This window comes from Haloactinospora alba, assembly GCF_006717075.1.
In the GTDB taxonomy this organism is placed as follows: Bacteria; Actinomycetota; Actinomycetes; order Streptosporangiales; family Streptosporangiaceae; genus Haloactinospora; species Haloactinospora alba.
Genome location: NZ_VFQC01000003.1, coordinates 226,597 through 247,491 on the forward strand (window position 1 = coordinate 226,597; position 20,895 = coordinate 247,491).

Below are 20,895 nucleotides of genomic sequence, written 5' to 3' on the forward strand. Positions count from 1 at the left end.
TGCGGATTCCGTGGTGTTCCGTGGCGGCACCCTCCGGCGTGCCCACGGCGCTTCCCGTCCGGGCCGCCCCATCCCCGAGGTGGGGCTGACCTCCTCGAATTCCCAGCGCACGGGCGTGCGGTAGGGTTCTTGCGATGCGAATCGCTACGTGGAACGTGAACAGTGTCCGGGCGCGCGGTGAGCGGATCGCCGCGTGGCTGCAGCGCAGCGACGCCGACGTGGTCGCTCTGCAGGAGACGAAGTGCCGGGACGACCAGTTTCCCATGGAACTCTTCACCGAGCTCGGTTACGAGGTCGCGCACAACGGGACGTCCCAGTGGAACGGCGTCGCGATCGCCTCCCGGGTGGGGCTGGAGGACGTGAGCACCAGCTTCGGCCAGCCGGCGTGGGACGAGGAGGCCGGCCCGGAGGCGCGCGCCGTCGCCGCCACCTGCGGCGGGGTGCGGGTGTGGAGCCTGTACGTGCCCAACGGGCGCGAGGTCGACGACCCGCACTACGACTACAAGCTGCGGTGGCTGGAGCGGCTGGGTGTGGCCGGCCGGGAGTGGCTGTCCGCGGAGCCGCGGGCGCCGATCGCGTTCTGCGGGGACTTCAACGTCGCCCCGCAGGACGACGACGTGTGGGACATGGCCGCCTTCGAGGGGAAGACGCACGTGACGAAACCGGAGCGGGACGCGTTCACCAGTGTCCTCAACGCCGGCTTCTCGGACGTGGTCCGGCCGCACACGCCGGGTCCGGGCGTGTACACCTTCTGGGACTACCAGGGGCTGTCCTTCCCCAAGCGCAAGGGGATGCGGATCGACTTCGTCCTCGCCTCACCGGAACTGGCCGGACGGGTCACCGGCGCGACGGTCGACCGGGAGGAGCGCAAGGGCAAGGGTCCCTCCGACCACGCCCCCGTGATCGTGGATCTGGACTGACCGCCGGACGGTTCCGTCGTGGCGGTACCGGACAGGTGTGGGTAATCTCGGCGGTGTGAATTCGGCGCATTCGGGACCGGTACCGCGCATCGCGGTGTTCGGCAGCATCAACATGGACCTTGTGGCCTACGTGGAGACCGCCCCGTCCCGGGGGGAGACGGTCATGGGACGCGAGTTCCGCCAGGTTCCCGGCGGGAAGGGCGCGAACCAGGCCGTCGCGGCCGCCCGCGCCGGCGGCGACCCGGTGTTCCTGGGAGCGGTCGGCGACGACGCGTTCGGCGTACAGCTGCGTTCCAACCTGGTGGAGCGCGGCGTGGACGTGTCCGGGGTGAGCACGCACGAGGGCAGCTCCGGTGTGGCGCACATCGTGGTGGAGGACGGCGGTTCCAACTCCATCATCGTCGTCCCGGGGGCCAACGGCGCGGTCACCGCGACACGGGAGGGTGACGCCCGGTTGCTGGAGGGCAGCTCCGTGTTGCTGCTGCAGCTCGAACTCCCCATGTCCGGGGTGGTCGCGGCCGCCCGCGCGGGTCGCGCCGCGGGGGCGCTGACCGTGCTCACCCCCGCCCCCGCCCGGGAACTGCCCGCCGAGCTCCTGGAAGGGGTCGACCTGCTGGTGCCGAACCAGCACGAGGCCGCCGCCATCACGGGAGAGACCGAGCCGCACCGCGCGCTGGAGGAGCTGTTGCGGCGCGTTCCCGAGGTGATCGTCACGCTCGGGGCGGACGGGGTGCTGTACGGGCGGCGCGGCGGCGAGCCGCTGCACGTTCCCTCGCAGCGGGTGGAGGCCGTGGACACGACCGCGGCGGGGGACACGTTCTGCGGTGCGTTCGCCGTCGCCCGAGCCGAGGGGAGGGCGCCTGAGGACGCGCTGCGGTTCGCGTCGGCCGCCTCGGCGCTGTCGGTCCAGCGCTTCGGTGCCAGTACGTCCATGCCGGACCGCTCCGAGATCGAGACGGCCCTGGGCGGCTGAGCCCGCTGGGCGCTGCCGGCGCGGCCTCAGCTCACGTGGCCGATCTGGCGGAGGAAGTCGATGGGGTCGTTGTTCTGCAGACGCACCTCCAGGACGACGTCGACCGTGTCACCCACCATGCGGCCTCCCCACGGCAGCGGGCCGCCGTCGCCGACCCCGAACTCGCTGAGTGAGATCTGGGTGGTGGCGGCGAAGAAGTGGCCGTAGGTGTCCTGCGGGCTGTTGTAGTCGGGGGCTTCGCCGACCCACTGGCACTCGAGCGTCACGGGCCGGGTGGTCCCGTGGATCGTCAGGTCCCCGTGCATGAGGAAGGCCTGCTGGCTCCGGCCGCGCTGTTCCAGGCCGGTGCTGGTGAACCGCAGCTCCGGGTGGTTCTCCACGTCCAGGAAGTCGGCGGAGCGCAGGTGGGCGTCGCGCGCCTGGACGCCGGTGTTGAGACTGGCGGCGTTGAGCGTGACGTCGACCTTGGAGCTGGTGGGGTTCTCGCCCACGACCACGATCCCCTTGGCGTCGCCGAAGGTCCCCTGGACCCGGCCGAAGCGCAGGTAGTGGGCGACGAAGATGACGCAGGAGTGGACCGGGTCGAGGTGCCACGTCCCCGGTGCGGGACCCTCCGGTGCACCGTCACCCGCGATCGGAGTCATGTCTGTTTCCCCCTCTTCTGGTGCGTTGTAAGGCTAATTTCCCATTCGCTGGTGGCAGGTAGGCGACGTGGTCGTGGGAGGGGGCGGGCGGAGCGGGATCGCCGCTGCCGGTCCCCTCTCCCATGTAACCGGTGAGTAGTGACGGGTGGCTTTCGCCGTCCTTTCACGCGGACCAGCGGCGAAGTGCGTGCGCATCCGGCTCGCGCCGGTGCATAACAGGGTCGTTGTAAGGTGTATATACTATAAGTAATATATACTTTAAGTACTTATTGTCCGATTTTGGCACTCTGTGGCAGCGCCGGGTTCCACACCCCGTGCTAGCGGCGGTCGGCCGCACACCCGGGCGACAGCCTCCCCACACCGAAGGTCAGGGCCCCCGATGAACGGCGATTCGCGGCGGCCGAGCGGGCCGTCCCGCAGCGCACGGCACCAGCAGGCACGCAGAAGACGCAGGCGGAGAATGATCACAGTGACGCTGGTCACCGTCGGCGTGGCGGCGGGCGCGACGGTCGCGCTCACCGCGTCCTACTCCGACGATCTCCCCTCCCGGATGCGACTGGACGCCTCCCCGTCCCGCGACCTCGGCACGGACGAGCCCGCAGACAGCCGTTCCCCCCGCGGCGGCCAACCGGACAGGGACACCTCCGCTGACTCCAGCACCACCGTCGCGGAGACCCCTTCCCCGCAGCATTCGTCCCCGGAGGAAGAGTCCCCGGAGAACACGCCCTCCCGGGAGACCCAGGAGGAGAGCAGCCCCGGCGGCGGCTCCGCGCCCGCCACCGACGACTCCTCCGGCTCCTCACCGGACGACAGCGGCGGCGCGAGCCCCGATCCGGACCCCTCACCGACATCCGCGCCGGAGCCGACCCCCACACCGGGGCCCGACCCCGGTGAGACCGACAGTCCCGAGCCCCAGCCCTCGGACAGCGGCGGGAACTACCCCGGACACCCGCACCGCTGACCGGCTGGTCGCCCGGTCGGCGGTGGTGGGGCCGGCCCGGTGGACGCCCGTCCCACCGCGCGGCGCCCCGGCGCCGCTCGTGACGAACGCAGCGTCCACCGAACAGGGCGCGGGTTCACATCCGTTCCGGCGCCCGCACACCCAACAGGTCGAGTCCGCGCACCAGCGTGTGCAGCGTCGCCGCCGTCAGCGCCAACCGCGAGTCCCGCACCGCGGGATCGTCGGGTTTCAACACCGGGCAGCGCTCGTAGAACGACGTGAACGTCTGGGCGAGGTCGAACAGGTAACCGCACAGGTGGTGCGGCTCCAGCGTGTCGCCGACCTGGCGCACCGCCGGACCGAAGCCCAGCAGTGCCAGGGCGAGGTCCCGTTCGGCGGGTTCCCCCAGCCGGATCGGTCCGGTGGCCTCCCGCGGGTCCAGCCCGCCCTTGCGGAAGATCGACCTGATCCGCGCGGCCGCGTACTGCAGGTACGGGCCGGTGTTGCCGTGCAGCGCGAGCATCCGGTCGAAGTCGAACACGTACTCGGTGTCGTGCGACACCGACAGGTCGGCGTACTTCACCGCACCGATACCGACGTCGCGCGCGATCGCGGCGCGGCTCTCCCCGTCCAGGTCGGGACGGCTCTCGGCGACCACACTGGTGGCGCGCTCCACTGCCTCCTCCAGTAGCGCCATCAGCCGGATCGGCTGGCCGCTGCGGGTCCGCAGGATCTTGCCGTCCTCCCCGAGCACGTTGCCGATCTGCACGTGGACCGGCTCCACGTTCTCCGGGAGCCAGCCGGCGGCGCGCGCCGTGTCCCACACCATCCGCAGGTGCAGGGACTGCGGCGCCCCCACCACGTAGACGATCCGGTCGGCGTGCAGCGTCTCCACCCGGTACTTGACCGTGGCGAGGTCGGTGGTGCCGTACCCGTAGCCGCCGTCGCTCTTGCGCACGATCAGCGGGAGCGGTGATCCGTCCCGGCCGGTGTAGCCCTCCAGGAACACGCACAGCGCGCCGTCGCTCAGCTCGGCGACCCCCGTGCTCTCCAGTTCGTCGCAGATCGCGGGCAGCATGTCGTTGTACATGCTCTCGCCCGCCAGGTCGGCGTCGGTGAGGGTGACCCCGAGCTCCGCGTAGATCCGGTTGAAGTAGGACTTGGACAGGTCCACCAGCTCCCGCCACAGGCGCAGCGTCTCGGCGTCCCCGCTCTGCAGCTCCACCACCCGTTCGCGCGCGCGTTTGGTGAACTCGGGCGAGGAGTCGAACTTGCCCTTCGCCACCTGGTAGAAGGCGTTCGGGTCGGTGGTGAGCAGCTCGGCCTCGGCCGAGTGTTCCCCGACGTCCAGCAGGTGCTCGATGAGCATCCCGAACGGGGTGCCCCAGTCGCCGATGTGGTTCTGGCGAACGACGTTGTGTCCCAGCGCCTCCAGCACGCGTGCCAGCGCGTCGCCGACCACCGTGGTGCGCAGGTGGCCGACGTGCATCTCCTTGGCGACGTTGGGCGCCGAGTAGTCGATCGGGATGTTCTGGCTCTCCTGGCGGGGGACGCCCAGCCGCGGGTCCGTGAGGAGCTCCTGGGCGCGTCCGGCGATCCAGTCCTCGTCCAGTGTCAGGTTGACGAAGCCGGGGCCGCTGATCTCCACCCCGCTGCACACGTCGCCGGCCTCCAGGTGCGCCACGATGTCGGCGGCGACGTCGCGCGGCTTGCGGCCCAGCCTCTTGGCCAGCGCCAGGGCGGCGTTCGCCTGGTAGTCGGCGAACTGCGACGGGCGGATGACGGGGTCGGTGTCGGCGTACTCGGAGCCGAACGCGGCGCCGATCGCGGACTGGACCCGTTGGGTGAGAACGTGTTGCGGGTCGGCCATGCCTGCCAGCCTATCGGCGCCGGACAGCCACCGGTTCCGTCCGGTGGCGGCCCTGGTGTCCGGGCCGTTCTCACCGGGTCCCCTCGGAGGAGCCGGTCGCGGACGCCGGGCGGGCGCCGCCGCGCAGCAGGGCGGCGATGAGCAGGAAGAGTACGGCGCAGATGGCAGCCAGCACCCACAGAACCGTGTGGAAGGAGGCGTCGTAGGCGCCGACGAGGAACGTGTGGAAAGCCCCGCCCTCCGCGCTGGCGGCCGCCTCTCCCGTGTGTCCGCCGGCGACCTCGTTGGCGATCGCCTCCGGCGTCTCCGTGCGGTCGTAGGAACCGAGTCCCTCCGCGACACGCGAGGTGAGGAACGTCGCCAGCAGCGAACCGTACACGGCGACGGCGATCGCCTCACTGCCCAGTCGCAGGGTGTTCAGGAACCCGGCGGCCATGCCCGCCTTCTCCTCGTCGGCGATGTCCAGCGCGAGCCGGTCGACCAGACCGGCGGACAGTCCCATGCCGGCACCGGTGACCAGCATCGGAAGGGCCACCACCGCCAGGGAGACCCCCGGCTCGAACAGCAGCAGGGCGATGTCTCCCGCGACCAGGCAGGCGAGGCTGATGTAGAGCAGCAACGCCGCGGGTACTCCGCGGTTGACGAGGGCCGCCGCGAGGGAGGGGCAGGCGAACACCGGGAACGTGAGCAGCACCATGGCCAGCCCGGACGCGCCGGCGCCGTACCCGCCGACGAAGGACAGGTAGCTGGGGAGGTAGGTCAGGATCGTGACGAACCCGAACGACGCCGCCACCGGAACCAGGCACAGCCCGACGAAGCGCGGTTCGCGCAGCAGGCTGAGGTCGAGGACCGGGTGGGCGCGTCGGCGCTCCACGGCGGTGAAGCCGACCAGTGCCAGGACGGTTCCGCCGAGGAGGGAGAGGACTCCGCCGCTGCTCCAGCCCCACTGCGACCCCTGCACGATCCCCGTGGTCAACAGCACCATCGCCAGGATGAACAGGACGCTTCCCGCGACGTCGATCCGTGCCCCCTCCCGGCCGGAGGAGGGGGTGTTCCGGGCGATGACGGGCACGGCCAGCAGGACCAGGGCCAGAGCTATGGCGTGCGCGCCGAACACCCAGCGCCAGCTCAGTGCCTCCACGATCACTCCCGCGAGCGAGGGGCCGACCGCGACGCCGATCCCGGCGACGGTACCGAACAGCGCGAAGGCCTTCGCCCGGGCGGGGCCGGTGAAGACCGTCGAGAGGATGGCGCTGCCGCAGGCGAAGATCGCGGCTCCGCCGAGTCCCGCCAGTCCCCGGGCGGCGTCGAGCAGGTACACGTTGCTGACGACGGCGCTGGCCAGGGAGGCGGCCCCGTACACCGCCGCGCCCGCCGCGAAGGCCCGAACCCGGCCCAGGATGTCCGCGAGCGACCCCCAGACGAGGGTGAAACCGGCGAACATGACGTTGAAGGCGTTGACCACCCACTGCAGGGGAACGAGGTCGGCACCCGTGGTGGAGCCGATGGCGGGAAGGGCCACCGCCGTTCCGGAGATGGACGTGGGGACGACGAACACGGCGAGGAGGACCGCGCCGAGCGTGAGTGTGGTTCCGGCGCGTGGCGCCGCGCGTCCGGACGCGGCGGTGTCAGCGTCCGGTGGTGTGTCGTGTTGTGTGGCCACGGAGCACTCCCGGTCCTTAGGTATGAATGAATTCGTACCTAAAGGTGGCACAGGGTCTAGGTATGATTCAAGTAGAACCTATGCCCTGTTGGGTGGACGCTGTTCGCCGCGAGCGGCGCGTCCGGCGCGGTGCTGGGGCGGAGCGCAGCAGAACGAGCGTCCACCGAGCGGGGTCTAGGCCCTGTTTCCGAACGCTTGTCCTGGTGCGTGTCGCCCCAGGGCACCGCCCGGCGGTGTTCTCGTCGGTCGGCGGAGGGTCCGCTCCGCCTCCCTGGCCGGTCGTGCCGGGCGGCACCGGAGACGCCGCTCGCGACGAACAGCGCCCAAAAACAGGACCCAGAGCGGACGTCGGTTGCCGAGGAGTTGGATTGCCTGACGCGGAAGGCCACCCTTTCCGGGAAGAGATGGACCTGCGCACCGTCGCCAACGCCCTGGGCGATCCGTTGCGCTACCGGGTCATCGCCACCCTGGCCCGGGAGCCGGCGCAGTGCGAGCGGCACTGCACCTCGTTCGGGCTGCCGGTGTCGAAGGCCACACGCACGTACCACTTCCGCGTCCTGCGGGAGGCCGGCCTCATCTGGCAGGTCGACCGGGGCAACAGCCGGATGGCGCAACTGCGCCGGGACGACATCGAGGTGTGCTTCCCCGGGCTGCTGCGGCTGATCCAGCGCTACCCGCCGCAGGAGGAGACCGGTACGGGCACCGCCGAGGCGTGACCGGCGCCATGAGCACCATCCCGGGATCCCCGACCGCCGGGGGCGCGTGCTGGCGGCGGTTCAGGGGACGCCGAGCAGGCGCAACCCGGCGGCGGTGCCGGCGGCGGTGAGGACGGCCACGACGAACGGTGCCCCGCGCCAGGCCAGCACCCCGCCGACCAGCACTCCGGCAGGGCGCGCGAAACCCGCGAAGCCCTGGTCCTCGGTCAGCGCGGTCGTGGCCACCACAGCGACGAGCAGCACGGCCGCCGACGTCTCCATCAGCCGCTCCACCCGGGCGGGGACGGTGACGCGGGACCTCAGCAGCGGTCCGGCGGCCCGGAGGGCGAACGTCTCCCCGGCGAGCACGGCGACCGCGATCGCCAGCGTGAGTGGGTCGTTCACTGTTCCTCCTTCGTGCGGCGCACGGTCGCGACCAGACCCACCAGGGACAGCAGCACGGGAAGCCCCGCCGGGAGGAACACGGACGCGGCCAGCGCGATCCCGGCCCCGAGAAGCGCACAACGCCGGGTTTCCGGGGACCGTAGCGACGGCAGTACCAGGGCCAGCAGAACGGTCGGGAACATGGCGTCCAGCCCGAAGGTGTCGGGGTCGGTGACGGCGGTTCCGGCCAGGGCGCCGGCCAGGGCCCCGGCGGGCCAGCACAGCAGGATGCCCAGCCCGCACACCCAGTAGGCGGTCCGCTGGCGCCTCGGATCCTCCTGGCCGAGCGCGAGGACGACGCTCTCGTCGTTCATCAGGTGGCTGCCGAGCAGGCGCCGCCAGCCGCGCCCGAGCACGTCGGCGAGGGCCAGACCGAACGGCAGGTGCCGCGCGTTGACCAGAACCCCGGCGGCCACCGCCGAGACCGGGCTCCCTCCCGCCGCGAGGATGCCGACGAACAGGAACTCCGAGGAGCCGGCCAGCACCAGCACCCCCACCAGGACGGGGAACCAGACGGGGAACCCCGAGGTGACGGCGGTGGCGCCGTAGGATACGCCGACGACACCGACCGCGAGGCACACCAGCGCGGTGGTGCGCAGCAGTCCACGGTCCAGTGTTCGCCATAACGTACGCATGGTTTTTATAATGAACACACCAGGATGTGTTCGTCAAACCGGATTTTTGTTCATTGGAGTGAACGTGGTGCAGGACGGGAAGGCTCCGCTCGACGTCATCGCGAGTGCGCTGCGGCGGGAACGCAGCCGGTCGGGAGTGACACTCACCGAGCTCGCCCGGAGGGCCGGCGTCGCGAAGTCCACGCTGTCCCAGCTGGAGTCGGGCGCCGGCAATCCCAGCCTGGAGACGCTGTGGGCGCTGGCGGTGGCCCTCGACATCCCCCCGGCCCAGCTGCTGGGGCCACAGCGCCCCACCACCCACGTGGTCCGCGCCGGCGAGGGGGCGGCACTGCACGCCGCGGAGGCCAACTACCAGGCCGTACTGGTGGCCGCCTGCCCCCCGAACGCGCGCCGGGACATCTACCACATCGCCGCCGAGCCGGGGCCGGCGCGCGAGTCCCAACCCCACATGCCCGGCGTCACCGAACACGTCGTGCTCAGTGCCGGACGGGCGCTCGTCGGGACCGCCGGTGAACCGGTGGAGCTCGCGCCGGGAGACTACATGTTCTATCCGGGCGACGTGCCGCACGTGTTCCAGGCGCTGGAACCGGGCACCCAGGCCGTCCTGGTGAGCGAGCACGTCTGAGGCGGGCGCGGTGGTGCCCGGGCCGTGGGGCCGGTGCTGGACACACGATCGAATCCGTGTTCGAATAAAGGGTATGCGCTGGGAGGAACTTCGGGAGGATGCGGACGAGAGCGCGCTGTTCGACCGGGGCGAGGTGATGGCCGAGCCCGAACGAGGCACCGGACGCGCCGGCCTGTCCACCCCCGGCCCGGAGCCGGTGGACGCCGGCAGCGACGAGGGTCCGATGGCGATCGAGATCCGCGCCCGCTCCGTCCTCAACCGGGTACCCGCAGCCTCGGACGTCCCGTTCCAATGGACCGTCAACCCCTACCGGGGGTGCAGCCACGCCTGCGTGTACTGTTTCGCCCGCCGCAGCCACGAGTACCTCAACCTGGACTCCGGGCGGGACTTCGACACCAAGATCATGGTCAAGGTGAACGCGGGCCGGGTGCTGCGAACCGAACTCGCCGACCCCCGGTGGGGCGGCCACCACATCGCCATGGGCACCAACACCGACCCCTACCAGCGGGCCGAGGGCCACTACCGGCTCATGCCTGACATCCTCGCCGCCCTGCGGGACTTCGCCAACCCGTTCTCCATCCTCACCAAGGGAACACTGGTCCTGCGCGACCTGCCGGTGATCGAACAGGCTGCCCAACGGGCCGAGGTGGGTATGGCGGTGTCGGTGGGCTCCGTGGACGACACCGTGTGGCGCTCGGTGGAACCGGGCACTCCCCGCCCCACCAGCCGGCTGAACGTGGTGCGCCAGTTCACCCGGCGGGGGATCGGGTGTTCGGTCCTGATGGCGCCGGTCCTGCCGGGGCTGACCGACTCCGCCGCGCAGCTCGAGGAGACGGTGGCCGCCATCGCCGAGGCGGGAGCCAGCAGCGTCACCCCGATCGTGCTCCACCTGCGGTCCGGGGCCCGGGAGTGGTACCTCTCCTGGCTGTCGGAGAACCACCCTCACCTGGTTCCGTACTACCGGGAGCTGTACGCCCACGGCGCCTACGCGCCCCGGGCGTACCAGAAGGCGGTACAGGAGCGGGTGCGCGAGGCGGCCCACCGGCACGGCCTGCACGGTCCCGGCGAGAGCCCCCGCGCGGCGGAACACCGGGAGAGCCAGCGGGACGGGGCGGACCGGGGCGGGGCGGAGGGGCACCAGCTCACCCTGATGTAGCGGGGCGGGCGAAAAGCCGTCCGTCCGTGCGCGGTTTCCGTTGTCCCGCGGTGCGGGGATGTGGTTGTTTGGAACCTCGTATCTGCCCCACCGGCCGGTGCGGGGGCGTCCCTCACCGGTTGTCGGGCAGGGGAGGATCGCTGTGTCACCGTCACCGCACGTCAGGAAGTCCGGAGCCACCGACCGCATGCGGCGGTACTGGGACCGCCAGGCGCCGCGCTACGACCGGGCGATCGCCCGTATGGAGCGGCTCCTCCTCGAGGACAGCCGGCAGTGGCTGTGCTCGAAAGCCGAGGGCGCCACCCTCGAGGTCGCGATCGGCACCGGCCGCAACCTGCCGTTCTACCCGGACGGTGTGGACCTGACCGGCATCGACCTCAGCCCCCGCATGCTGGGGATCGCCCGGGAACGCGCCCGCGAGCTCGGTATGGACGTGGACCTGAGCGAGGCAGACGCGCAGCACCTCCCGTTCGCCGACTCCTCCTTCGACACCGTGCTCTGCGCGCTGTCCCTGTGCTCGGTGCCCGACCTGGAGGCCACCGTCACCGAGGTCGGCCGTGTGCTGCGTCCCGGTGGCCAGCTCCTGCTGCTGGACCACGTGCGTTCCTCCTCGCTGCCCGTGCGCGGGCTCCTGCTGACCGTCCAGGGGCTGATGAGTGTGACCAGCCCGGGGAACGGGGAGAGGATGACACGCCGTCCCCTGCTGACCCTGCGGGAACAGGGGTTCGTCGTACAGCAGCGCGACAGGTTCAAGGCCGGCGTCATCGAACGCCTCGTGGCGCGCCGCCCATCCGAGTAACCAGCCCGTCCGCCGTGCCGGCTCCCTGACGGAGTGTGGCGGAGACGGCGGCGTCCTCTCCCGGGAGGGTGTAGGAGCAGCGCAGGGCGTTTTCAAAGGTGACGTGGGTGATGACAGCGCTGTTCATATCACGCAGCGATCCGGACGAAGTTCGCACACGTAACGCTAGAAGGACAGGGACTCTCACATCTCTGACTTCTACTGATCTTTTCATTAGTTGGTTGGGATTTCGTGGTGTATGTCCAGCTTTGCGTGGGCGAGGAGGGGGCCGGGGGAGGTGCTCGTCGGTGCAGACGCGGTTGATGCCGGTCCGGCGAACTCGCTGAGGTGGTCACCGGCGAAATTGGTCAGCTCGCGGGTTCGAGGCTGGACAACAGCATCTCCACCGGATTGAGCGCAGGCGCCTAGGCAGGCAGGCGTTCCACGGTGAGCCAGTTCTGGGCGGCGATCTAGTCGCGCATGGCCCAGCTCCAGTGCGCGCCGAGTCCGTCCCAGATCAGCACCACGGGCTAACCGGCGTAGAAGACCTTGATCTCTTCCAACACCGGTGTCATAGCTGCCGGGCGTGAGATGGAAGCACAATCGTGCTCCACGCCCTTCATCGACGCTGTGATACCCCAGGGCTGCTGCCATGGATGCCGTTTTCCAGTTCAGCCGGTGGGCCAAAGTGGGAGTGCCTCCGCGGGGGCCGTAGGTGCGGCGCACCTACGGCCGCAGCGAAATGCCCGATTCGTCGAAGAGCAGGATCCATGCCCGGTTTCTACGGCCCCCTTGTGATGCGTGGTCACCCGCGGACCGTCCAGTGCGCGATCGCGGTCTCGTCACGCTCACGCGTTCGGGCCCGCTGCAGACTCCACCCCAGTCGCACTGTCAGCAACCGCCGCGCCTCGGCCGTCTACGGATCGGGGCAACGGGGGCGCCTCAGAAGCGTCACGCTCAACTATGGGGGCATGCCGCGATGATCGCAGACTACCCACCTGCCCCACCCAACTAATGAAAAGATCAGCAGAAGGCGATGGGGGTGTGGGCTGCGGCGGAGTCGGTGTCATCATGACGAGCTCTTGCTGGTCTCTGATGGTGGTAGCACGCGCACGCTTCTCCGCGTATTCCTTGTCTTTTCCCTTTCGTTTCCCTTCCGCAACACCACTAGTGGTGGTGCTGGCCACCGGCCCACAGCACCCCGGCGGGGAGAGCCGAACCCGACAGTGACCCACACGAGGCACCCACCGCGGGGACACACCACCACCCCGCCCCCTGGACACCCGGGACAAACCCTCGGTTATTCCCGTGGCCGGAGCTGAACACACCCCGGACTCCCGCGGGATAACCCTAGTGCTGGTCATCGTCCTACGCCGTTCCAGACCACCGCGATACCCCCGCCCGTGGCCAGACACCCCGACCACGGCCACCCCAACCACGAACGGCACGGGGGGTGGGTGCGGAACAGAAGACCGTATGTTTGAGTGCTTCCTGAACCGAAACTGAGAACACTCTGAGAGATCCCGTGAGCCGCAGGGGTTCTCACCCCCCGTCCCAGGAGGCGCCCCACCCCTCTTCTCTTCGTGTGCCGCCGGCCCATGTGCGATCCCACCACCATCCACGGTGCTCGCGTTGCAGCCCCCGGGCGGTGGTGTCTCGCACCGCACCGCCGGCACGCCGTTGCCCTCGTGCTTGTCGCACCACACGTGTGGTGCGACAACTCCCCCACGCGCGACCAGGTGAGGACAGACATGCCCGCACCCGCACACCCGCGAGGGTGGCTCGCTTCGATCGCGGTGGCCACCGCCGCCGTCACGACCGCAGCGCTGCTGCACACCCCCGCCCACGCCGAACAGAACAGCAGCCCCGACACCCAGGACGTGCCGTCCGGCGATTCCTGGCAGCCCGACGAGGAGGTCGACCGGGACCCCTCGGGTGGCGAGCCGCCCGAGGAGGACTGGAAGCAACCCCACGAACGCGAGGCCGACCAGCAGGACGGCCTGTCAGCCCAGGACACCGACATCGACGCCGAGGATTCCTGTGATGATGGCACCAACCGCGGCGTCCAGGACCACTACCCCCTCCAGCGCCACCAGATCAGCGACCGCCTGGAACTGGACGTCAACCTGGAGAACGGCAACACCGTCCTGCGCCACCGCGAGCTGACCATCCCCGGCACCGGCATCGACCTGTCGCTGTCCAGCGTCTACAACAGCCAGGACCTGGGCACCAACGGGTGGAAGCTCAACACCGGCACCGACGTGGGCCTGGACTTCATCACCGACTCCGACGACGTCGTCTTCCGCGGACCCTCCGGGTTCTGCGAGACCTTCACCGACCAGGGCGACGGGACATTCGCGTCTCCGGAGGACATGGAAGCCGACCTGGAGGAATTGGACAACGGCCGCTACGCCCTGACCTTCCACCAGGGCCCCTACGCCGACCAGATGTGGACCTTCACCGCCGACGGGTGGCTATATGCCCAAAGCGACCACAACGGCAACACCACCACCCTCAACTACGACGACGACGGCCTGATCACCTCCATCACCGATGACCAGGACCGCGTCACCGAACTCGACTGGCACCAGAACCGCATCGGACTCACCGAGATCACCGACCCCACCGGAGCCACCGCCGCCGACTACTCCTACAACGCCGACGGGCAACTCACCGAAATCACCGACCGCGCCGGCAACGACATCACCTTCGCCTACGACGACAACAACCACCTGTCCGAGATCACCAACGCCCGCGGCCACACCTGGAACCTCGACCACGACACCGCGGGCCAACTCACCGAGCTGGACCAGCCGGTCACCGGAGACGAACGCGCCGTGACCACCTACGACCACGGCGAGGCCGAAACCGAGGTCACCGACCCGCGCGGCAACACCTCCACCCACACCTTCGACGAGCAGGGCCGCCAGGAAGAGGCCACCGACCCCGAGGGCAACACCCGCTCGACCACCTGGACCGCCGCGGCCTCGGTGGCCGCCGCCACCGACCCCGCCGGAGCCTCCACCACCTACGACTACGACGACCTCAACAACATGGTCGGCACCCAGCTGCCCTCCGGCGCCGAATACCAGATCGGATACGCCGATTCGGCCAACCCGCACAAACCCACCTCCATCACCGCTCCCGAGGAGGAGGTGGAGCTGGACTACGACGACCGCGGCAACCTCACCCAGATCCGCCGCCCCGGCGCCGAGGAGCCCGAACAGAGTCTGGAGTACAACAACAACGGCACCCTGGCCTCCCAAACCAACGGCCAAGGCGCCAAAACCGAGTTCTCCTACGACGAGGACGGCAACCTCACCGAAATCGACCAACCCGACCCGCTGGGCACCACCAGCTTCACCTACGACGCCCTGTCCCGGGTCACCAGCGTCACCGACGGCAACGGCACCACCCTCGAGTACGCCTACGACAAGCTCGACCGCGTGGTCGAGATCGTCCACGACGGCGACATCCGGCAATCCACCGAATACAACCCCAACGGCGACGTCACCGCCACCCACACCCCCCAGGCCACCGTGGCCCACGCCTACAACAAACGCGGCGAGGTCGCCAACACCGGCCGCGACGACGGCCAGGACCACGAGTCCTACGACTACACCTACGACCAGGCCGGCAACCTCACCTCGCTGAGTGAACACGGCGCCACCACCGACTACGCCTACGACACCGCCAACCGGCTGACCACCGTCACCGACGACTCCGGCGGCGAGACCACCATCGGCTACGACGAGGCCGGCAACCGCGACGAGATCACCTTCCCCGACGGGGCCACCCAGAGCCTGGACCACAACGAGGCCGGGCTCCTCACCGAGTCGGTGATGGCCAACGCCGACGGTGACACCCTGGCCGAGGCCGCCTACTCCTACACCGACGACGACGGCCAGGACACCACCAAGCTGCAGTCGCGCACCGTCAACGGCCAGAGCCGCGAGTTCACCTACGACGAGCGCGGCCGCCTGACCAGCGACGGCCACACCGACTACACCTACGACGAGGCCGACAACCTCACCTCCGCCGGCGACACCGACTATCAGGTCAACAAGGCCGACCAGGTCACCGAGGTCGATGACACCGAGCTGGGCTACGACCAAGCCGGCAACCTCACCGAGGCCGGCCAGACCGACATCGACTACAGCCCCACCGGCCAAATGGTCGACAAGGACGCCGGCAACTCCGCGTCGGACCTGCAGGTCAGCTACGACACCGCCGACTCCACCCAGCGCCGCACCATCACCCAAGGATCCGGCGACAACCAGACCGAACACACCCTGACCAACACCGCCCTGGGCATCTCCAGCATCGAACAGGACGACGGCGACCGCACCCGGTATGTGCGTGATCCGGACGGGCGGATGCTGGGCATGATCACCGGCGGGCAGCGCTACAACGCCGCCACCGACGCCCAGAACTCCACCCTCGCCCTGGCCGAGGACGGAACCGAGTCAACCGATCCGGACGTGGCCTACGACTACACCCCCTACGGCCAAACCGAGACGGCCACGGCCGGCAGCGGCGACCAAGCGGCCCAGACCAACCCCTTCACCTACACCGGCGCCTACGAACTCGACAACGGCGACAAAGCCCTCGGCCACCGCTACCTCTCCCAACGCACCCACCGCTTCACCCAACAAGACCCCTCCTGGCAGGAAGACAATCTCTACACCTATGCCGAATGCGACCCCATCAACAAGATGGACCGAAACGGACTTTCTGCTTGCGGGTGGGCGATCGGTGACTTTATTACCGGATACATTTCTTACCACTTTGCCGTCTATGGTGTAGCCGCGCTTTTGGCTGGTACAGTCGCTGTAGCCGCAGCTCCTATCGCAATCGCTGCTGTATCTACTGGTATTGCCATATACGGCATGGGTCGCGGAATCGCAGGAATGTATCATAGTTGCTAGTTTAGAACGCGGGGCGGAAACCCAGTTCCGCCCCGCGTCGGTCTTGAAATAAAAACACAAGGTGCTTTATTGGCAATAATGGGCATTACCTCAAACATCTTATTGACTTTCTCTTTGGCCTTTTTCTTGCTGCACTTCAAAAGATCTTCCCCTCATCGTTCTTGGTACCTTCATGGATGCATAATACTTCTTTTTATATCAGCGAGTTTCGCGTTAATCGAATACTTCATCTAATAATTTCGAGGTGCAATTAGGGCCTTCGTCACGTGGTTCGGCCGAAAGGACCTCGATGCGCTGCAGTATCAGCCTGGGCAAGCATCGAACAGGACGACGGGGGCCGCACCCACTACGTGCGCGACCCTGAGGGCCGCATGCTGGGCATGATCACCGGCGGGCAGCGCTACAACGCCGCCACCGACGCCCAGAACTCCACCCTCGCCCTGGCCGAGGACGGAACCACCTCAACCGATCCGGAGGTGGCCTACGACTACGACCCCTACGGCGAAGCCGACACCACCACCAACAACGGCGGCGACACGGTCGCAGAAGCCAACCCCTTCACCTACACCGGCGCCTACGCCTTCACCAACGGCGACAAAGCCCTCGGACACCGCTACATGTCCCACTTCACCGAACGCTTCACCCAACAAGACCCCTCACGACAAGAAAACAACCTCTACGGCTACGCCGCCGGTGACCCCATCAACAACACCGACCCGAGTGGACTGCTCAGCTTTGCCGGGACCGTAGGGACGATCACCGGAACAGTGCTGGGCGGGGCCGCAGCTGCTGGTGTCGCCGGCATGTGCGTTGCAACCGCTGTGGTCGCTTGTGCCGCCGGTGCGGCCGTGGCCGGAGGCCTCTACGGCGCTGTTGGAGGTGGCGCAGGAGCACTCATCGCCGGTGGTTCCCAAGCCCAGGCGAGAAATGCCATGTGGTACGGAATGGTAGGAGGAATGACCACAGGCGCAGGAAAAGCGATCGGATACTGGTGAGCTATCCGCATGCCTTAGCATCCTAAAGTCGACGCACTGTCCGGTGATAGTTCCGCGTTGATACAGACCCGTCAGGACGAACTCGACGGTGTTACACTGCAGCTACAGAGAGCCTAAATTTTGTGAAAATTTAAAACAAAGCCCCTGCAGCCCCATACTGAAATCAGCACTAGGATGAAGATCCTGAAAATCGTACTCAAGTGGATGGTCGCTGTATCGATATTCGGGCTAGTAACATTCGGAATGGAAAAAATGATACCCACCGACAATATCGACATGTTCTCCCTTGAAGGGGTTGTCGGATTCGGAATCGGATGCGCAATCCTCCAAACAGTGAGCCACTTTCGGGAAAATAGAGGAGAATAGTGTGGCCCGTTCGCTTCGGGCGTCGGCGAATTCGTCGATAACGGCATCGAGGTGAGGCCACACTGATCCTGGAGCCGTTGGGTCGGGGACGGGGCGCCGTGCGACTTGCCAGTCGCCAGCCGACCCGTCTCCGATCGCCGCCCCGAGGGGTAGGACATACCGCACCTCGGGAACCGGATGGCCCGAGCCGCTGATTCCACCCAGCGGCGCAGCATCACCCAAGGATCCGGCGACAACCAGACCGAACACACCCTGACCAACACTGCCCTGGGCATCTCCAGCATCGAACAGGACGACGGCGACCGCACCCGGTATGTGCGTGATCCGGACGGGCGGATGCTGGGCATGATCACCGGCGGGCAGCGCTACAACGCCGCCACCGACGCCCAGAACTCCACCCTCGCCCTGGCCGAGGACGGAACCGAGTCAACCGATCCGGACGTGGCCTACGACTACACCCCCTACGGCCAAACCGAGACGGCCACGGCCGGCAGCGGCGACCAAGCGGCCCAGACCAACCCCTTCACCTACACCGGCGCCTACGAACTCGACAACGGCGACAAAGCCCTCGGCCACCGCTACCTCTCCCAACGCACCCACCGCTTCACCCAACAAGACCCCTCCTGGCAAGAAAACAACCTCTACACCTACGCCGAATGCGACCCCATCAACAAAATGGACCCCACGGGGCTGTGTGCGGGCAGTATGTTCTCGCTAGCGTGGGGTCTGGCTAACGTGGGGCATGGATCTGGTGGGGTGGCCCCGCAGGATTCATTGGAGCAACCGTGGTCTTCGGCCTGGCTGCAGGGAGCGCAATTATCGGTGCTGTCCAAGTGGGTATAAACTGCTCGCCCTACCGAAGCTGAATATTCGTGTCAGTGGCCCAGCGACGGGGCCACTCTGCTTACTCTTTTGAGTGTAAATATGGCAAACGAATCACAGAAAAAACCGTTCCCAGCTTGGCCGTTTATAGCAATCTCCTCTTGTCTTATGATATCATTTGTTATCCATGAGAAGATTACGAGCAATCAGGTTCCAGCACTTCTGATGGCCCTTTTATTTTTTCTGGTTGTCACCTGTTTCTTTTGTTACGCTATTTACCGCAAAAAACATTAGATGGCAAGCCAAGATGAGAGCTAAGTGAAAATATAATAATGGCGGTCAGTATTTGCTTGCACTGGGACCATGCTATTTGACCACGGAGACAAGTTGGTAGTGTGTCAGTATCTTTCGCGCCTCACCGAGCTTTTCGCCCGGCAGGGCCCGTCCTGGCAGGAAGACAACCTGTACTCCTACGCCGAATGCGACCCCATCAACAACACCGACCCGAGTGGGCTGGTCACATGCGGGCGAGCGGTTTTCAACGCAGGTATGTCACACCTCATGTTCTCAGGAATGGCACTCACGACTGTTGCGGCTTATGGGGCAACCGCAGCGTCAGGAGGCGCAGCTGCTGTCGGAGCGGTTGGCGCTACAATCGGTCTTGCTGGAACGTTCGGGTTCCATATGGGAAACCTTTATACTATCGGTCAAAGATGCCCGATATTTGTGAACTAGGAATCCATTCATGGAAAATCAAAACCAGAAGGACGTGCCAAATTTACAAATATTCATCATCGGAATATCACTATTTACTGTAGGATTGATAGGGACATTGTTGGCTCCATTGTTTTTCGGATGAGATGTTATCAGCGACTTTATTTTCGAGAACCGTGAACGCCAGCGCGGCTTTGACGATACCGCCGACCACCCGAATTCCACCCTCGCCCTGGCCGAGGACGGAACCGAGTCAAGCGATCCGGAGGTGGCCTACGACTACACCCCCTACGGGGACGCCGAAGCGGACACGGCCGGAGACGGCGATCAGGCGGCCGGGTCGAACCCGTTCACCTATATCGGGTCCTATGAGTTCGACAACGGCGACAAGGCGATGGGGCATCGCTACATGTCGCACTTCACCGAGCGCTTCACCCAGCAGGACCCCTCCTGGCAGGAGGACAACCTCTACACCTACGCCGAATGCGACCCCATCAACAAGAGCGACCCCAGCGGGCTGAGTAGCTACTGGGGAACTGTGAGGAATTGGACGGCTTACGGAGCCGGCGCCGGGGCGACCGCAGGGTGCGCGCTTGGAGGTATCGGAGGAGGAGCACTCGGAAGCTCCCTTGGCCCCCCTGGAACGGTAGGAGGTGTCATTGGGGGCTGTATCTACGGTGGCACTAACTGGCTTCTCCTGGGTACCGTAGGAGGCTTTGTCGGTGGAAACATAGCGTACGCAGTTTCTTGAATTCCCCCTTTTTCTTACCTGGGCTGCATTTTCCGGTCAAGGAGAAAGACTAAGTTGGCAGGAGCCATGAGAAGCTTCATTTTTGGTGAAACACGATTTGCCACTGTCATCTCTATTTTGGCATTGGTGATTTCCATACTCCTTGCGATTGCCTCCTGGGGAATGCAATCCCACCTCTACTTTTATTTCTTCTCTATTTTGGGAGTGGTTTCGTTTGTTGTCTTCTTGCTCCGAATAAACAGGAAGATTAATAAGTAGGTCGGGATCCGTGGCCTCCGTCCCGGAGGTGGCCTACGACTACACGCCCTACGGGGACGCGGATGTGGCCACGGTCGGCGGCGGGGGTGCGGTGGCCGGGTCGAACCCGTTCACCTATATCGGGTCCTATGAGTTCGACAACGGCGACAAGGCGATGGGGCATCGCTACATGTCGCACTTCACCGACCGCTTCACCCAGCAGGACCCCTCCTGGCAAGAAAACAACCAATACACCTACGCCGAATGCGACCCCATCAACAAGAGCGACCCAAACGGGTTGCTAACTTCTTGCCAGTGGTCAGCAATTGGGTTCGGAGTCACCACAGTAATTGGAATTGCTGGCATCGCGGCTACACTCGGAACCGCGGGAGCCGCCGCTGGCCCAAGCGCTGCAGCACTGGGCTGGAGTCTTGGACTCTATAAAGCCGGACAGGGATACGCAATGTTTGATGTAGTCCGCAACTGCTACTAGCAACAGTGATCCAGTGAAGAGTTTTGGTTAACGGTGCGGACTGACGAGAGAGTTCGTTGACCACCCTCTCGTCAGTCCGCTTACGTGTACAAATTCTCTCATTTAGAGAAACAATTACACACAAACCATCCAGTTGTGAAGCGATAAATCTCAATGCCAGATAAAAGTCTTTATGCGGGATCCTCTTTAGGGGTTCTTTCGATTTCCGTTGCAGCCTCAATTCCAACAATAAGAGGGTTTGCGAAT

17 protein-coding genes are annotated in these 20,895 nt (G+C 66.5%); 12 read left to right on the plus strand and 5 right to left on the minus strand.

Features of this window, described 5'->3' with window-relative positions; translation table 11 throughout:
- Positions 1–134 precede the first annotated feature (134 nt).
- Together FHX37_RS21540 and rbsK are read left to right on the plus strand one after the other, a co-directional pair.
- Entirely contained in the window at positions 135–920 is a 786-nt protein-coding gene (locus FHX37_RS21540) for an exodeoxyribonuclease III (protein WP_141926113.1), read from the plus strand.
- 55 nt (positions 921–975) lie between these two features.
- Complete coding sequence (rbsK, locus tag FHX37_RS21545; RefSeq protein ID WP_281288334.1) at positions 976–1,893, plus strand: ribokinase; 918 nt, start codon at positions 976–978, stop codon at positions 1,891–1,893.
- Positions 1,894–1,919: 26 nt separating this feature from the next.
- Here the strand turns inward: rbsK and FHX37_RS21550 are convergent, their stop codons facing one another.
- Positions 1,920–2,537, minus strand: a complete 618-nt coding sequence (locus FHX37_RS21550; protein ID WP_141926114.1) for a YceI family protein — start codon at positions 2,535–2,537, stop codon at positions 1,920–1,922.
- Positions 2,538–2,997: 460 nt separating this feature from the next.
- On the opposite strand from FHX37_RS21550, the gene FHX37_RS21555 reads away from it, so the two are divergent.
- On the plus strand, positions 2,998–3,498 hold the full coding sequence (locus FHX37_RS21555; RefSeq protein WP_141926115.1) for a hypothetical protein: 501 nt from the start codon (positions 2,998–3,000) through the stop codon (positions 3,496–3,498).
- Positions 3,499–3,613: 115 nt separating this feature from the next.
- Here FHX37_RS21555 and argS read toward each other — a convergent pair whose 3' ends face one another.
- The gene (gene argS / locus FHX37_RS21560; RefSeq protein ID WP_141926116.1) at positions 3,614–5,347 is read right to left on the minus strand and encodes an arginine--tRNA ligase; all 1,734 of its coding nucleotides are present in this window, start codon (positions 5,345–5,347) and stop codon (positions 3,614–3,616) included.
- Between the two features lie 70 nt (positions 5,348–5,417).
- Positions 5,418–7,010: an MFS transporter gene (locus FHX37_RS21565; RefSeq protein WP_141926117.1), complete on the minus strand. Its 1,593-nt coding sequence runs from the start codon at positions 7,008–7,010 to the stop codon at positions 5,418–5,420.
- Positions 7,011–7,378: 368 nt separating this feature from the next.
- On the opposite strand from FHX37_RS21565, the gene FHX37_RS21570 reads away from it, so the two are divergent.
- Positions 7,379–7,726, plus strand: coding sequence for an ArsR/SmtB family transcription factor (locus FHX37_RS21570; protein WP_141926118.1), 348 nt, complete (start codon positions 7,379–7,381; stop codon positions 7,724–7,726).
- Positions 7,727–7,786: 60 nt separating this feature from the next.
- Here FHX37_RS21570 and FHX37_RS21575 read toward each other — a convergent pair whose 3' ends face one another.
- Positions 7,787–8,110, minus strand: coding sequence for an AzlD domain-containing protein (locus FHX37_RS21575; RefSeq protein WP_141926119.1), 324 nt, complete (start codon positions 8,108–8,110; stop codon positions 7,787–7,789).
- Complete coding sequence (locus tag FHX37_RS21580; RefSeq protein WP_141926120.1) at positions 8,107–8,784, minus strand: AzlC family ABC transporter permease; 678 nt, start codon at positions 8,782–8,784, stop codon at positions 8,107–8,109. The genes FHX37_RS21575 and FHX37_RS21580 overlap by 4 nt, the downstream gene beginning before the upstream one ends.
- A 64-nt stretch (positions 8,785–8,848) precedes the next feature.
- Between FHX37_RS21580 and FHX37_RS21585 the strand changes: the two genes are divergently transcribed.
- The 8 genes from FHX37_RS21585 to FHX37_RS21625 all read left to right on the plus strand — a co-directional run bounded on the left by FHX37_RS21585 (position 8,849) and on the right by FHX37_RS21625 (position 20,649).
- Positions 8,849–9,409: a helix-turn-helix domain-containing protein gene (locus FHX37_RS21585; RefSeq protein WP_246062489.1), complete on the plus strand. Its 561-nt coding sequence runs from the start codon at positions 8,849–8,851 to the stop codon at positions 9,407–9,409.
- A 73-nt stretch (positions 9,410–9,482) separates the two neighbouring features.
- The gene (locus FHX37_RS21590; protein ID WP_141926122.1) at positions 9,483–10,565 is read left to right on the plus strand and encodes an Rv2578c family radical SAM protein; all 1,083 of its coding nucleotides are present in this window, start codon (positions 9,483–9,485) and stop codon (positions 10,563–10,565) included.
- Positions 10,566–10,707: 142 nt separating this feature from the next.
- Entirely contained in the window at positions 10,708–11,364 is a 657-nt protein-coding gene (locus FHX37_RS21595) for a class I SAM-dependent methyltransferase (protein ID WP_246062490.1), read from the plus strand.
- Between the two features lie 1,730 nt (positions 11,365–13,094).
- A complete protein-coding gene (locus tag FHX37_RS21605) occupies positions 13,095–16,271 on the plus strand; it encodes an RHS repeat-associated core domain-containing protein (RefSeq protein WP_141926123.1) in 3,177 nt (1,058 codons plus the stop codon).
- A gap of 350 nt (positions 16,272–16,621) precedes the next feature.
- Complete coding sequence (locus tag FHX37_RS21610; protein WP_141926124.1) at positions 16,622–17,266, plus strand: RHS repeat-associated core domain-containing protein; 645 nt, start codon at positions 16,622–16,624, stop codon at positions 17,264–17,266.
- A gap of 543 nt (positions 17,267–17,809) precedes the next feature.
- On the plus strand, positions 17,810–18,475 hold the full coding sequence (locus FHX37_RS21615; protein ID WP_141926125.1) for an RHS repeat-associated core domain-containing protein: 666 nt from the start codon (positions 17,810–17,812) through the stop codon (positions 18,473–18,475).
- A 961-nt stretch (positions 18,476–19,436) separates the two neighbouring features.
- Positions 19,437–19,919, plus strand: coding sequence for an RHS repeat-associated core domain-containing protein (locus FHX37_RS21620; RefSeq protein WP_141926126.1), 483 nt, complete (start codon positions 19,437–19,439; stop codon positions 19,917–19,919).
- 286 nt (positions 19,920–20,205) lie between these two features.
- On the plus strand, positions 20,206–20,649 hold the full coding sequence (locus FHX37_RS21625; protein ID WP_170181675.1) for an RHS repeat-associated core domain-containing protein: 444 nt from the start codon (positions 20,206–20,208) through the stop codon (positions 20,647–20,649).
- Positions 20,650–20,895: the final 246 nt, after the last annotated feature.

Coding starts and splice junctions, on each gene's coding strand:
- FHX37_RS21540 (WP_141926113.1), top strand. CDS start 135: ATGCGAATCGCTACGTGGAACGTGAACAGTGTCCGGGCGCGCGGTGAG.
- FHX37_RS21550 (WP_141926114.1), bottom strand. CDS start 2,537: ATGACTCCGATCGCGGGTGACGGTGCACCGGAGGGTCCCGCACCGGGG.
- FHX37_RS21555 (WP_141926115.1), top strand. CDS start 2,998: ATGATCACAGTGACGCTGGTCACCGTCGGCGTGGCGGCGGGCGCGACG.
- argS (WP_141926116.1), bottom strand. CDS start 5,347: ATGGCCGACCCGCAACACGTTCTCACCCAACGGGTCCAGTCCGCGATC.
- FHX37_RS21580 (WP_141926120.1), bottom strand. CDS start 8,784: ATGCGTACGTTATGGCGAACACTGGACCGTGGACTGCTGCGCACCACC.
- FHX37_RS21590 (WP_141926122.1), top strand. CDS start 9,483: ATGCGCTGGGAGGAACTTCGGGAGGATGCGGACGAGAGCGCGCTGTTC.
- FHX37_RS21605 (WP_141926123.1), top strand. CDS start 13,095: ATGCCCGCACCCGCACACCCGCGAGGGTGGCTCGCTTCGATCGCGGTG.
- FHX37_RS21615 (WP_141926125.1), top strand. CDS start 17,810: ATGGCCCGAGCCGCTGATTCCACCCAGCGGCGCAGCATCACCCAAGGA.